This window comes from Anabaena sp. EIM26, assembly GCF_057568715.1.
In genome coordinates this window covers 4,527,477-4,543,378 of sequence record NZ_CM172472.1, presented here as the reverse complement: position 1 = coordinate 4,543,378, position 15,902 = coordinate 4,527,477, and the positions used below count along the sequence as shown (strand labels likewise).

7 protein-coding genes are annotated in these 15,902 nt (G+C 36.3%); all 7 read right to left on the bottom strand.

Annotated elements, in window-relative coordinates:
* Positions 1-114: 114 nt before the first annotated feature.
* Positions 115-420 (bottom strand): phosphopantetheine-binding protein, encoded by a 306-nt coding sequence (locus AC012T_RS19600; protein ID WP_487060403.1) that lies wholly within the window; start codon positions 418-420, stop codon positions 115-117.
* Positions 421-456: 36 nt separating this feature from the next.
* Positions 457-744 (bottom strand): 2Fe-2S iron-sulfur cluster binding domain-containing protein, encoded by a 288-nt coding sequence (locus AC012T_RS19595; RefSeq protein ID WP_487060402.1) that lies wholly within the window; start codon positions 742-744, stop codon positions 457-459.
* Between the two features lie 18 nt (positions 745-762).
* Positions 763-2,061 carry a hypothetical protein gene (locus AC012T_RS19590; protein ID WP_487060401.1) on the bottom strand — a complete coding sequence of 433 codons (1,299 nt, stop codon included), beginning with the start codon at positions 2,059-2,061 and terminating at the stop codon, positions 763-765.
* Between the two features lie 223 nt (positions 2,062-2,284).
* Complete coding sequence (locus AC012T_RS19585; protein ID WP_487060400.1) at positions 2,285-3,631, bottom strand: phthiocerol/phthiodiolone dimycocerosyl transferase family protein; 1,347 nt, start codon at positions 3,629-3,631, stop codon at positions 2,285-2,287.
* A gap of 2 nt (positions 3,632-3,633) precedes the next feature.
* Entirely contained in the window at positions 3,634-5,268 is a 1,635-nt protein-coding gene (locus AC012T_RS19580; protein WP_487066668.1) for a PfaD family polyunsaturated fatty acid/polyketide biosynthesis protein, read from the bottom strand.
* 160 nt (positions 5,269-5,428) lie between these two features.
* Positions 5,429-8,173 carry a PfaB family protein gene (locus tag AC012T_RS19575; RefSeq protein WP_487060399.1) on the bottom strand — a complete coding sequence of 915 codons (2,745 nt, stop codon included), beginning with the start codon at positions 8,171-8,173 and terminating at the stop codon, positions 5,429-5,431.
* A gap of 115 nt (positions 8,174-8,288) precedes the next feature.
* Positions 8,289-15,239 (bottom strand): SDR family NAD(P)-dependent oxidoreductase, encoded by a 6,951-nt coding sequence (locus AC012T_RS19570; protein ID WP_487060398.1) that lies wholly within the window; start codon positions 15,237-15,239, stop codon positions 8,289-8,291.
* Positions 15,240-15,902 lie beyond the last annotated feature (663 nt).

The window sequence follows — 15,902 nt, the reverse complement described above, 5'->3', positions numbered from 1 at the left end:
GATTTTAACAAGCTATAAAGCCTAAAGAAAAAGAAGACACTCCGCTGAATCATGTTGTCTCTATTCTGGCGAAGTGTCAGTCTTAGAGGAGGAAAAACTTAAAAACTTTATTGCTTACATTTGTAAGATTTCTGATTGGGAATTTTCCAATTCTTCAGCTAATCTCTGAGAAAGTTCCTCAATTGTAGGATAATTCCAAAGATGTATAAGAGGCAATTTCAACCCCAGATATTTCTCTGCTTTACTAGCAAGCAGCATGGCTTGTGCTGAATCTAATCCATAGCTATCTAAAGGTTCACGGATATCTATTTCCTCTGGATTAACTCCCATCATATAGGCAACATTAGAAACAAACCATGCTTCAATATCCGCTACTGAATAAGGCTTTTTGGGTTGAGAGTTGGTTATATTTTGACTCATTGTTATTTTGATAATGGGGTACGTGAATTTTAGTGATTAACTAGCTGCTCGAATGCAGATATCATCTTTAACTACACATTGGCAAGCTACGCGAATTAGTGGATTTTCTGGAGCTAAAATATCCAGTAAAATTTTCTCTTTTTCCATCATAGGAGAGAGATTTTCTATACCACTCACCACTTCAATTAGGCAAGTTCCACAGACACCACTACGACAACCAAACAGAATTGAGTTGGGATACTGATCACATATTTGAGTTAAGCATTGGTTGGCGACAGCTTTAATGGTTTTTTGGTCATCTTCAAAGTGAATAGAAACTATCATTCCTATCTCCACTATTTTTTATGCCACTTCTATAAATCTTTCAAATTTTTTGGTTTCTAGACTGTCTTGATAACGTTGATAGTGATTACCCAGCTTATTTTTATTTAAATCGAGTTCTAGTTTTTGAATGAGACGATGAATTTGCTGAGACTTGTAATGCCAAGTTTTTTGTTCTACGGTTCCAATAATTTTTCGCCAATGTTGGCTAATATTTTGCCAGGAATTAATGAGTTCATTGAGATTTACTTGCTTATCAGATAATTCAGGATGATGTAGAGTCATGCGTAGTGCATTTAGTCCAATTCTGACATCAGTAAATACGAATCCTTGTTGACTTTTATCTAACTTTTCTAAATAAGTTGAAAAAGCAGCGTGAATGTAGTCTTCTAGAACTTTCTGTAAACAATACCGGATAAAAAATTGAGCTTCAGGAGGAGCTTTTTTATAAAGTTCCATTCCTAAATCAAAGGATGTTGTATAGTGACGTGCTTCATCTGTTAAGTGTGCTTGATTCATTTCCATAGCCAAAGGCTCGTATTCAAAGCTTTCGGGACTATCAAATAAATAAGCTTCAGCTTGTTTTAATTCCACATTAGCAACATATCTATATAAAAGCCATAAACTTCCCAGTCCATTTTCTTGAACTTTATCAGCAGGTAGCATTCTGACAGCATCTCCAACTATGAACTGTAAAGTTCGATATATTGAATTACTATCTTGATTTTGTAATTTCTCTACTATTTTTTTTAAGTGGTTTTTACCTTTTAATAGTAGAGATAAAGTTTCAGAACGATCACTATCAAAGCTAAAACAAGTATTTAAACTTTGCCAATCTGATTGAGGAGTGGCTCTAAAATTGCCAAAAAAGAAGCCAGGTTCATCAAATAAATCAGGACATCCTGTTTCGCGGCAAACCATGCTATGTAAGGTTCTAAAAGACCATATATGATCTAACTCTTCACTAGTTTCTTGATGAAGAATCATATACTCATCTGAATAGGGAACAAAAATTTTTTCAGCGACACTCACATTTGATATTAGCGCTTGGGATTCACTATTGGCAACAAATTTATAGAAATTAGCTAAAAATGCAGCGGATAAAATTGAGTTCTGACGAGCATTGAAGGAAAGTAAATATTCACATCCTGGTGTTGGTAAGGTAATAATTTCTGGATGAGAATATAGTTTTTCTCCTTTAATTCCCTGCTTATTCATAGCTATAGCGAGGAATTTTAATTCTAAAGGCTGAGTATGTGCCTGCTCAAAAAGCTTATTTTGAATCAGAGTAATTCGGTCACTGATTTTGACAGTATTCATCTGTATATCCTTATTTATTACTGGAGTTTATGTATATCTAACCCCTGAACACGTACTAAAAATATTTCATGAGAAATGCTAGTCAAACTTGAAACTACGTTATTAGACATCTGTGAAAATTAAATATGTGTGATATGAAATCCTTGTAGAGACGTTACATGGAACATCTCTACATTCATTCCCGGAGATGTCTATTGTATGGAATTGCTTTTTAGTTTTAAATTCACAAGAAATTATCTACTAGAAAAAAAGTACTGCCATTATTTGAATTACCAATATCATAAATACATGATATGACATTTTCTATTAAATAATCTATTAATTGTCTGCTAATTGAAGGCTGGGAAAATACAAAATTTAACAGCATTTTTTCTTGAAAACTAGCGGCATGAATCACAAACATACCTCCATATAAAGCATGAGAGCCAGCAAAGCTAATTTCTTCTAGTTCTAATTCACCATAAATGTTGGGAATATTTACTTTGCCAATATTAGAAACTGAAACTGTAGCGGCTACTTGTTTGGGAAAGAAAAAACAAAAGTTGATGAGTTGCTTGGCAATTAATGGCATACTGAAAATATCACCACGCTTGATACTAGTTTCTAAATTAGATTTTACTTTCCGCGCTAATTCCCAGAAAGATGTGTGCGCTTTTATAGTGTAAAATTGCATCATAGATGTAGCTAGAATGCCTAAATCTACTTCACTAATTGGAGGTTGTAAAAGCCTACGTAAATCAATATATGATAAGCAATTTACGTTCACACTTGTTTGATTAGGTTTGATGATTTTTCTGGCTACTGTGAACATAAGTATGGCACATAAGGCACTATATACTGTGACATTTTCCCGCCGACATTTATCAATAAATTTTCTGGTTAAATCTGGCTCAATTTGTTTGTGAATAATTTGCGAAGTCCGTTTAGGAATAGATGCATATTTTTCAAATCCTAAGGTTTTTGGTTGGTATAAAAGTTTTTGAATGCCAAGTTTTAACGACATTAAATTACTGTATATACATCCTCTATAATCTTGTGTATATTTTGTAATTATGTTTTCAATGGGTGGTAATGCTTCCAATTCAATAATTGGTTGTATTGTGTCGCCAGAGGCGAGTCTTTGATAATAATTTAAGATTTGTGAGTGAAGTTGAATGCTTGATAATCCATCTGCGATTGCATGGTGCAATGTTGTAATAAGATAACTAATTTTTTGCTCCCCCAGGATAGGAGCTAATACAACTCGCATGAGGCATTTGCTACTATCAATTACCTGGTTCATCTCTTCATTAACAATTTCTTGCCATTGTGCCTCATCTAAAGGATTAATAACTTGCAAAGCAATTTTTTCTGTACCCGCAGTTTTAAAGTAGAGACAATTATCAAAATCTATAATTCGGGAATTGAGACGAGGATGACGATATTGGAGAATGTCTAGAGATTGTCTAAGAAACGCTTCTTGAAGATTACCTTTGATACGACTAATAGTAACTAAATTCCACGTTTTAGCTTGTTTATTCAAGATTTCCATCATTTCTTCCAGACTTCCCAATTTTCTGCTGTCTGGCATATTTATAACCCTTCTGGATGATATTGACTGTATTCATCTGGAATTTGTAGTCCTTGAATTTTTAAATTTTGAATGCGATATAAAAATGTTGCTCCTTTCATAATATGATCCGCAAGTTCTACGACTTTGCGATTTTTTGGTTCAGATAGATAGGAGCCTCTGACCCAATCATTAAAGCTACCCATTGCTGGACCGCACCAAATTTGATAATCAATTTCTCGGCCTTTTTCACCAGTGTTAGACCAACGAGAAGATAGTCCTAAATACCAGCGGAAAATCAGTGCCATTTTTAGTTTAGGATTATTTGCTGCTTTGGTTAATTTATCAGGGTTACGTTGGGATAAATAAGTAACGGTTTCTTGCCAAACTTCTTGTACAGTTTTTTTCAAAATCTGCTTTTCTAATTTTTCTGTTTCTGCTGGAGGAATTTCTTCAATTGAATTATAGTTTTTGTAAAATTCTAAAAGTTTTTGAGCGCGGAGAGGAAAGAGAGTTCCCCGTTTGAGAACTTGCAGTTTTACTCCCATTTCAAACATATCAGCGGCGGGAGCCATCATGACATCAGTCATTTCTGCTTGAGCTAGTAATGATTTGGTATATTGAGAAGTTTCTGCTTCAATACAGGATTGATTAATGGAGCCTGTGACTACATAAGCAGCACCCATCATAAATGCAGCTAAGGCTGATTGCGGTGTGGAAATTCCACCGGCTACGCCGATTCTGACGGGGGTTTCATAGTTATATTTATTTTGAATTTCATCTCGCAATTCTAAGATGGAAGGTAATAAACAAATGAGAGGACGATTGTCTGTGTGACCACCAGAATCGGCTTCTACTGTGATATCATCAGCCATAGGAATTTTAGAGGCAAGATTGGCTTGTAATTCGCTAATCAGACCTTGTTGAACTAATTGTTTGAGAATTTTTGTAGGAGCAGGTTGAAGAAATTTGCTTGCTACTTCTCGCCGGGAAACTTTGGCGATGACTTTATTTTTGATTTCAATTTGATTAGCTGAATTTAAACTGAGTCCAGCAACTCGATAGTAAACAATGTTGTCGGTTAAATCTAAAAATGCAGAGGCTTCAATGATTCTGATTTGGTATTTGAGATATAAATCAATGCTACGTCGTTCAATTGCTGGTTCGCTAGGACTATGGAGTAAGTTAAAAGCGAAAGGTTTTTGATCTAAGGCTGGCTGAATGCGATTAATTGCTGCTTCAACACGGGAAGGAGATAAGCCTCCTGCACCAAATGAACTGAGGATATTTTGTTTTCCTAGAGAAATTACCATTTCTTCAGAAGCAATTCCTTGTGCCATTGCACCTGTAGCATAGGCATATTTTACACCGTAAAAATCCAGAAAAGTTGGATCACCTAATTGTTGAATTGTTAAGGGAGGAACAGCCATGAGCATTTCTAGTTGGGCTGTTTTACCATTATTGGCATGAGATAAATTACCTTCGTTAGTAATGCCAATTTTTCCTTCACATCTAACTATATAACAAGGTTTATTTAAATTCTTCAGTTTAATTTTAATTTCTTCGGCATTAAATGCAACAGTATTTAAATGACCTTGCCAAATTTGAGAATTATTGATGAATAAGTGAGATAATCGGAGATGATTATATTGATTCAGGTTTTTTTCTGTATTAAACACGTTAATAAACCTCTGATTTCAGGAAGTTCTAGAGACAATTTTAGATTGACCCCATGTATAAATCCGGGGAGCTTTTCACACCAAGTAATTATTGATCAAGACGTTAAAAGTTTAGTTTTGTGAGATTAATTTATTTTGGTTATTGCTCAATTATTTTTTTGTAAAATTCAATTTGCTGTTGAATTAAGGAGTTTATTTGCTGTAGTGATTCCTGGCGTGATTTGATTAAGAAGGTATGAGTTTTAGTCATGAGTGCATTATTGTTACTCAATTTCTTGTAGTGCCAATTAGATGGTTGTGAAGAAATAGAATTGAAGGGTTTTTCTGGTTTTTTAACGGTAGAATTTTCTAGGTTAACTAAAGGTTTATTTGGTTCTGAAGAGAGAGAATACAAGGGTGATAAATCTAATTCAACACGATGACTAAGAAGTTTAGCTAATGCTCTGATAATTGAGGTATGATCATCTAAACCTCTGCGATTAATAGATACGGCTATATGTTCTCTTTCTTGGAGATTTGAGCTAATCCATCTTGAACAACTGCTACCAACACCTACTTCAATAAATATTCTGATATTGTCGTTGTAAACCCGGTTAATTAAACGAGGAAAATCAAGTTGCTGACATAGACATTTAGCAATGTTGTGTCCTATAGTATGGCTATTGAGTTTGATCGGTTCATATTCTGCGGCAGAATAAAAAATAGATTCTGATACGTTGCCAAGAGGTAAAGTGTTAATTTTTGCTAGTTCGTTGTACTCAGAGTGCATTGGCTCACAATGAATTACATGATTGATGGAAGTTGGAAAAGCATCACAATTTAGTTGTTGAATTATTCTTTGACAAGCTTTTGTTTCACCAGCAATAACAATTTCTTCTGGTGCATTAATTAAAGGTATGTAGACGCGAGGTTCGTTTTTTATTGCTTCCTGAACACGGGATAATGGACATATCAGGATGTAGTTGCTCCAAAAATCTGGGTTTTGATCTTCTACGGGTATTTTCCAATGTTGGCGAACTGCATTTTTGGGGCCGGATAATTGAGTTTTAAAGAGAGGTGATGAATTCAAATAATCACTTGTTTCTTTAAAACTTGTCCAAATACCTTGGGCTAACATCATGCTGGTTTCACCAAGGCTATAACCAAATGCACATTGTGATTGGATTTGGAAATAATTTCTGAGTATTGCGGTCATGAGTCCAGCAAAGCCAACTTCAGATTCCAGCATTGCTACTGGGTCATTTATTAATTGCTGTTCTAAGACTTCTATTTCTCTTTTTGATAATTTTTTTAAGCTGCGGGGATAGAGAATTTTTTCAATGTTGGCGGTGCGATTATAAACGCTATTGATGATGGGATCATCATAAATTTTGGGAAACAGACGTAAGAGATTTCGCCCTACTCCGATGTAAGAAGTGAAGGAACCGGGGTAAACGAAAGCGACTTTACCTTTTTTGCCCTGTGGTTTGGCGGTAAAATAGCTCCCAAGGGGGGTTTGCCAGTCTTTTCCGGTGTCAAAGGCAAGATTAACACCGGGGATGGCGCGGTCTAATTCTCGTGTGAGTTCTTCTTGATTTCGTGCCAGAATTGCGATCGCATAATGTGCATAATTTGATTGTTGATGTTTTTGGTATTCTCTAAAGGTTTGGCTGGCCAGTTGAGAGAGAACAGGGGCATCTTGGAGGGAATGCTTAAGTGCGGTAATTTGGTTTAATAGGGAGGTGCGATTTTCTGCTGCGATCGCATATAAATAATAAGGTATCTGCTCTAAATACCTGCTCTTGCGTTCTATCTGGCTGACTTCCTCTGATAAAATCAAGTGTGCATAACTGCCATTTGCCTCCATACTATTAACAGCAGCTATTCTTCTGGATGCACCTGGTTCTACAAACCAAGGTTTAGATTCTGTAGCCACATAAAAGGGACTTCCACTCCACATATCCGGTTGTTTAGGACATGACCAGTTGGGAACTGCGGGAATGTAGCGGTGATATAAACACAGTGCTGTTTTAATTAAACTGATAATTCCCGATGCACTGTGAGTATGACCAATATTAGCTTTGATGCTACCCACAGCACAACTTAAGTTTGATTCTTCAGTTGTATAAGCTGTAACTAAACCTTGAATTTCCGTTTCATCTTGTTGGGGATTTCCACCAGCATAAACTTCCAAATAACCAATATCTTGAGCTTGAATATCTGCAATCTGAAAAGCAGTCTGACAAGCTTCTGTAACTGCTTGCGGTTGATGTGGGGAATTCTGCACCACACTCAAAGCATCAATTACTGCATATATGCAATTATTCTTTTCTTTGGCTGTTTCATGAAGTTGCAATATTACAGCGGCTGCACCTTCTCCTACTAAAGTAGCATCGGCATTTTGATCATAACTGAGAGTCTGCAAACCTGTAATCTGATTTTTCTCTTGAGCAAAATCCATTGCTGCAACTAAAACAGCATCTACTTGTTTATTGATTAATAGTTTCTGTGCAAGATTCAAAGCTGAAAAACCTGAGTTCTCTTCAGCAAATGCAGGACTAGTTGCATCCCACAGCCGAGAAATATAACTTGCTAGTTTATTTTGGTAGTGACTTTGAGATTCAGTCACCATCACAACTGCAATTTTTGTCTCTGGATCTAATTGAGCATTGTTGAGAGCATTATTAGCTACCTGCAACATTAATTGTTGCTGAGAGGAAAGTTGATTAATTTCTGATAATGGAATTGTTAATGATGGTGTATCGCCATAAGTCAGGGGTGTAAAATGTTGTTTACCTTGGTAAATACTGCTTTCAAAGGCATCTAATCCAGGGCAATTACTAACAAAGCAATCCATGCCTATAATCGCAATTTTAGGAATTCTATTTTTCGGAAATTCTTTCATAGTCATTCTCCAGTTTTTAAACGTTATACAACTTCAGATGTAGCGGTCACAGAGAGTTAAATGAAATAGTTGAGTAATATTTTATTTATTTCCCTGTGTCTGAAGTGGGCAATATTTATCCTATTTGCTTGGGTAAAATAGTTCCTTTTGCACCAATCATCCGGTTATAAATTTGTCCTTCTTTGTTATGGGTAATGATGTTAGCTACTACATTTGATTCTGTCTTGGATTGGATTTCACAAGTAACATAAAATGTTTCACCAAAAGGTACTTGTACAAATTGTTCAAAGTTTTGAATTTCTGATGGTAAACAACCTACTTGATGAAAATGCTGTGTCCAAATCCAGAGTGCATGAATCTGTACATCTGCAATATATGGATTGAATGTTTGGACTGGAAATTGTCCCTGTTGTTGTGCTGTGGGTTGTGCTAAATTACATTCGATGCTGAGTTTACCGGGACTGGCGTTTAATACAGATTTTACGCCTTGAAAGATAGTTCCATGAAATAAGCTAGATGCACCATTTTGATAAAGTAATTGATTAGTAGGGATGAATTGCTCATCCTGGTTTAAGTTTAGCAATTCATAGTTAGGGGTAATGGGAATTTCGCGCTTTAAAATCAGATTAGTGCTGAAGTGATGCCTGATTTTACCTTTTGGATTGATACTGCTAATTTTAGCAGAAACTTCTATCTCTTTACTTTCTATTTTAGCAACTTCTTGCAGTTCTAGAATATATTCATCGACGAAATTTTCATCAAAAACAATTCCCTTTAAAACTTTGAAATTGGGGCAACTAAAAGCCTTGAAACCTGGATAGATTTGTTCGCAGGTATTAGCCATCCATAGTAGTCCACAAGTGGCAGGAAGAACTGGACGACCGACAATTACATGATCCTGTAAAAATGGGTTAGCTGCTAAGGTCAATCGGCGATGAATGCGATAGTTTTTTAATTCGCTGGGTACAGAAGATGGGATATAAACTAGGGGGCTACCAATTACCAATTGCACTGTTTCTGGACTTGCATTTGTTAGTTCATCAACTAACATCTGTGTGCCGATTTCTACAGGTATGGTTTCAATTCCCCGTTCTGTAAAGGCTTGCTTTAATTCTGGTGATACCATGCCGCTATCCCAAGGGCCCCAGTTAATAGCGGCTACATGGCAGTCAGGATGGTTGCGTTTAACGAGATGGGCAGATTTATTGAGGATCTCGTTAGCGATCGCATAATCCGATTGTCCCACGTTACCATAAAAACCAACCACTGAGGAAAACAAAACTAAATATTGCAGTTGTTTTGGTGGGACACAACGGAGTAAGTTTTCTAAACCTTTAACTTTGGAAGAGTAAACTGTTTCAAAATCATGAATTGATTTTTTTTCAATGCGCTTATCAGCTAAATTTCCAGCACCATGAATAATTCCAGTTATCTCCCCTAGGCATTCAATTACAGGTGCAATTTTCTGTTCTAACAAAGCGCCGTCAGTAACATCTACACTCAAATATACTGCTTCCCCTCCTGCTGCCTCAATTGCTTTCAATGTATTGTGAATTTCTCGTTGTGAGGAAATTGCCCGATATTTTTTTTGCACCATTATTGGTGTTGGCTTTTCTCCTCTGGCTTGAAAATCCTCCATAATTCGCTGTTTTAATTGGGCTTCATTCTCATAGCCCTCTGCCCAAACTGGTTCTGCTTCTGTACTCGAACGACCTAAAAGAATGAATTTACATTGATATTGCTGCGCTAATTTAATGACACATTGGGCAGTTATACCTTTTGCCCCACCGCTAACTAGAAATACTTGATCATTGGTAATTGGTAATGAAGAATTGCTAATGGGTAATGAAGCGGGTTCTGCAATTAAGGTGACTCTACCTTTGTTGCTATATCCTACTTCTGTAACTAAAAGATTAGGATCTTGAAGTTCAGCAAGAATATATTTTACAGCAGTGTCTGCATCTAAATCAGGGCTTAAATCGAGAGAACGACAAAATACAGCTTCCCATTCTTGATTTAAACTCTTAGTTAGTCCAAATATACCCGCACCAATCACACCAAAATTAATTGTGTGTCCAAGTCCAAACTCACCATCTAAACGGGCAACATTAATAAAACAACTGCGTCCTTTTGTTGCTGCATTATTTAGTGATTCTTTGAGATATTTAGCAGTCAGAAATACATGACGTAGGACAATATGTTCTATTTCTAAATAACGCACACTATGACTTGCTTGATCATGAGTTGCAGGATGTAAGTGAATGAATGTACCAACAGTACCATAATCACGAGATAGATCTTCTAACTGTTGTTTTAAGCCTTCTTCACTCCAATCATCTAAAACTACATGATTAATTCCTTCGACTAAAGTTGACTGTATAGAAGGGAAACTTAAAACTACAGTTTTCCAACCTTTTTCCATCAAGGCAGTTGCTAATTTTCCTGTAGTGGAAGAACCATTATCAGTAATTAAAGCAATATGATTTTCAGGAATATTAAACTCTAAAACATCAGGTTGGGGAAGTTGCTTTAATTTCACAGGACTGCGAAGAATTTTATGGTTCAATTCCATTGCTTTCACATCCTGCTTTTTTTCAGTTAGTAACTTAGTTATACCCTTAGCCTGATCTTGCATATATTCGGCAATTTGACCCAAGGTACGCAATTGACCCAACTCTTCTGGATTCGGTCTGGGTAAGTCGGGGTAAAGTTCTAACAACCCCCCTAAAATTTCTACTCGTTTGATAGAATCAATTCCTAAATCCGCCTCAATATCCATTGACAGTTCTAACATCTCTGTTGGATAACCTGTTTTATCACTAACAATGGTGAGCAGAATATTACTCAAATCTGTGGGGATGATGGCTTCTTTGTCTATATCAGTTGCAGCAATTTCTGCTAATTTATCTTCACTTGTAGAGAGAGGTTGTATGGGATTTGGAGAAACTTCTAATTCAGAAAAAGTAGTTTGAGATTCTGGGATTTGTGGCTGATTTTCTTCAATATCATGAGGAACTTTTACTAACGCTTGTGCTGGAACAATAGTAGCTTCAGAAACCTCTACTTTTTGATTAAGTAAATCTGGAATTAGAGTTTTTATATACTCTGCAATTTGCCCCAAGGTACGCAATTGACCTAATTCTTCTGGATTCGGTCTGGGTAAGTCGGGGTAAAGTTCTAACAACCCTCCTAAAATTTCTACTCGTTTGATAGAATCAATTCCTAAATCCGCCTCAATATCCATTGACAGGTCTAACATCTCTGTTGGATAACCTGTTTTATCACTAACAATGGTGAGAAGAGTTTGTCCGAGTGTGGAAATATCAATATCAATTGGATTTGTCGGTACTACTGTGATAGTATTTAACCTTTCCTGTAAACCTTCTTGCAAGTTAGGTGAATTATTCACCCCATTCTTGTTAATCAAATTTTTTTCATTTTCCGATCTTTCTCGCACTTCTTCAGGGAGATATCGAGAAGGGTTTTGGGGTTGAGGTCTATCATTAGGAACTAGCAAAAAATTATAATGTTGTTGCAGCAGTTGGAAGTAATTATGAGTGTATTCCTGCTGATAGTTGAGATATTGTTTATGAATGTGGATAGTATCAGTTTGATGATCATGCAGACGCATGATGCTACGTTCAGAACTAGAAATTGCTAGTTGTTGTGTTTGTGCTTGATATTCAGTAACTTGATTATTTGCTAATAAGGAATGCTGCTGTTGCATTAACTGGTAAAAGGTTTTTGTATACTCTGTTTGATTTTGCAAAGATTGTTCATGAACCTGTGTGATATCACGTTGATGACGAGTAAACTCTGCTAATGACTGTTCTAAGCCATCAATAACTTTTTCGTAATTTGCAATGGGGATTTCTACTTGATCTAATTTGCTATTATTGCCATTATTTGTGGATTTACCATTACCGTTAATTAATTCAGTATGGACAGGAAGAAGAGATTCTATCTCTACAGCTTGGTAATGTTCATTACTTACTTCTGCCTCGGAAAATACTGTACTAGTTCGATGTCCATTCATTAATTCTGCGTGGGGAGATACTGTACTAATTTGATATCCATCTTCCAGGGCTTGTGCAAATGCTTTTTTTGCTTTGTCAGTGATATTGGTACTGTTTAACCGCACGTTTAAAACCTTCTTTTGATCAATTTGAGGAATTTTTGTTTCAAGTTGGTAGGGGTCGAGGTTTTGTAGAGGTAAACCAGCAACCCGTAATTGTATTATTGCTTCTCGTAAAACTAAGTCACTATTCTTAGTATGATTCCCATTTAAAGCTACGGCTATATGTGGCTGATCATTCAGAATATCTTTGACTAAGTTGGTCAGAACATTTTTGGGGCCAAACTCAATAAAGCAATAGCCACCATCTGCATATATATTTTCAATTTCCTGTTGAAATAGAACTTGATTTAGCAGATGTTCTTTGAGATTTTTTTTAATGCTTGAGGAGTCACTAGGGTAAAGTTTACCTGTAACATTGGTATAAATTGGAATTTTGGCATCGTTGAAAGTTACTTGTTCAATTGCTTGGGAAAAAGGTTTCTGTGCATGGGCTACTAATGGTGTATGAAAAGCTGCGGAAACTCCTAATGAAAATGTCAAAAATCCCTTTTCTTTTAAAACATTCTGCACTTGGGCAAGTTCTACTTTTTTTCCAGCTAATACCACCTGATTTGGAGAGTTCCAATTAGCAATAGCAACTTGGGGAAAATCTTTAATTAATTCCTGCACCTGATTAACATCACCTTTAACTGCTAACATTCCCCCTGCATCAAATTCTGAGGATGTAGCCATTGCTTTTCCTCTAGCTTTCACCAGGAAGAAATAATCTTCTTCACTCAACACTCCCCCAGCCCACAAAGCTGTCAATTCTCCAAAACTATGACCGGCGACAAAATCAGCTTTAAACCCAGCTTGTTTTAGTATGTTGTATAAAGCTGCGCTGAAAGCACCAATTGCAGGTTGTGCATATTCGGTTTTTTGTAGTATTTCTAGCTGATGTTTCTTTTGTTCTGCATCGAAAACTGGGTGAGGAAAAACTACTTCAGATAGAGGGTTTAGCCCATCTTTACATAACAATTTATCCATGTGAGCATAGTTTTGACGCAAGTTAGGAAAGTTAATTGCTACTTCCCTGCCCATGTCTAAATATTGGGAACCTTGTCCAGAAAATAAAGCAACTATCTTTCCTTTAGTTTCTATGCCCATTTGGCGATAGTAAATTCCTTTTGGGTGTTCCCATGATTTGGCTTTGGGCTGTTTTTTTAACTGGTCAATACTAAGTTGTAAAAATTCTTCTGCTTGTGTACAAGTATCCGCTAAAAATCCAATTCTGGCATAGTTGATGGGAATTTCTACAGATTCAGATTCTGTAATTATTTGTTGATAATGAAGTTGTTTTTGATCTGATTTTAGTTGTTGCTGAATTTCTTGGCAACGAGATAATAATTCTGGAGTTGTGGGTGCGGATAATAGAATTGATTTGGGTGTACTGTGTAAACGATAAGATTGATCATGTTCGTTTTCATATTCTTCTAAAACAACGTGATAATTTGTGCCTCCAAAACCAAATGCACTTACTCCAGCCCGTCTAGGTTGGTTACTAATCCAAGGGCGAGTTTCTGTATTTAAATAAAATGGGGAATTCTCAATATTTAGTTTTGGGTGTGGTGTAGTAACGTTAATTGTGGGTGGTAGTACTTTGTGATGTAATGCTAAAGCTGTTTTAATGAGACTTGCTGCACCGGCTGCGGCTTTGGTATGTCCAATTTGTGATTTAACAGTTCCTAAAGCTATATGTTGGGTTTTGGAATTGTTTTCACCAAAAAACTGTTTGATAGATGTAAATTCTGTAGGATCTCCTACCATTGTTCCCGTGCCATGTGCTTCAATTAAACTCACACTAGCGGGGGAAATTCCTGCTTCTTGGTAAGCACGTTGCAAGGCTTTGATTTGTCCTTCGGAACGTGGTGCATAGATACTTTTATACTTACCATCGCTGGAAGAACCAATTCCTTTAATGACTGCATAGATGCGATCACTATCTCGGACTGCATCTTCTAACCGTTTCAGTACTAACATTCCCACACCTTCACCCAACATCATGCCATCAGATTCAGCATCGAAGGGCTTGACTTTCTCTCCGGGGGAAATAGCTGGGGTTTTACTAAAACACATATAGGCGAAAATCGAGTTATCGGTATCAACTCCGCCAGTCAGCATCATGTCGGCGCGATGTTCTACTAATTCGCTAATTGCCATTCTCAACGCACCTAAGGAACTGGCGCAAGCTGCATCAACTACGCAGTTCATCCCTCCCAAGTCGAGGCGGTTGGCGATACGCCCAGAAATGACGTTAGCTAACATTCCAGGGAAGGCGTTTTCTTCCCATTGCACATATGCACTTTTGATTTTTTGAATGATTTTTTCGGTGTCTTTGTCTGATAAACCACTGCTTTTCAGGACTTTTTCCCAAACTGGGTATTGCAACCTTGCACCTAAGGGTACTGCTAATTGGCGACCAATGGCTACTCCTAATACTACCCCAGTGCGATCGTAGATATCACGGTTAATCTGGCTAGATTCACTATATCCAGCATCTTTCATCGCCGCTTTTGCAACTACCAAACCGAGTAACTGGGAAATATCTGTCACCTCTAGGATATTGGGAGGTAAGCCAAATTCCATCGGATTAAAATCAATGTCTGGAAGAAATCCTCCTCGTTTGGAGTAAGTTTTATCAACTGCATGAGGATTAGAATCATAGTAATCTTCTATACTCCAACGCGATACAGGAACATCCGTAATACAATCAATTTTCTGAATAATTGTTTCCCAATATTCCTGTAAGTTTTTTGATTGGGGAAATATAGAAGCCATCCCAATAATTGCCACATTAGTTTGCTGCAATTGCGTATTAATTTTACTAAGTAAATTTGTGTTTTCTGACATATTTATTTTCCTCTTGATCAGCTTGAGCAAAGCCTGTTCACAATTGCTGATTTCATCTCGCAATTGTGACAATACAGCTTCAATTTTGGAAGCAGCCATGACTATATATTCACTATTTTGCTCGTGAAATTTAGAGGTACTAAGAAAGTTTTAGTTTGCATCTAGATCATTAAAGTTAAATAACTAGAGACAACTAACTTCTCTTTGCTAAAAATTATTGATTGCTAGTCTAAATTTGGTAAAATGCATGACTTGGCGGCGCAATCTGGAATAGTTTTATCCAGAATACTTCATCTTCTTCCCTGTATTTCCATTAAATTGCCGCTTGGTTTTATCTTAAACTGGTGACAAATCTTTTGCAACTCATATGCAACTTAAATGCAACTCAATAAATTTATACCGACCGCAAAGTTGCTAGAGCATTCTCAATGTGAGACTTTATTATCCAATTATTTTCTATTATTAACTCATGCAAATAAGACTGTTCATAAAATTGCATATAACTTGCATGATTTTCATAAAGACTTATCTATATCTTTATATATTTTACCCATCAGTTTTTTTTGTTTATTTAGCAATAAATCTGTAAATGAACACAAAAAAATATTTTTTCACCCCTGATTTAAATTATATCAAAATTTGCTATACAATAAAATTTTAGACATTACGAAAAAGCTCTAACTATAGAGAGGTGTTGTAATTAATAAAAATATAAGTTGGTACTACTATTTATGCTTTTATTTGTAATTTATACATCAATAG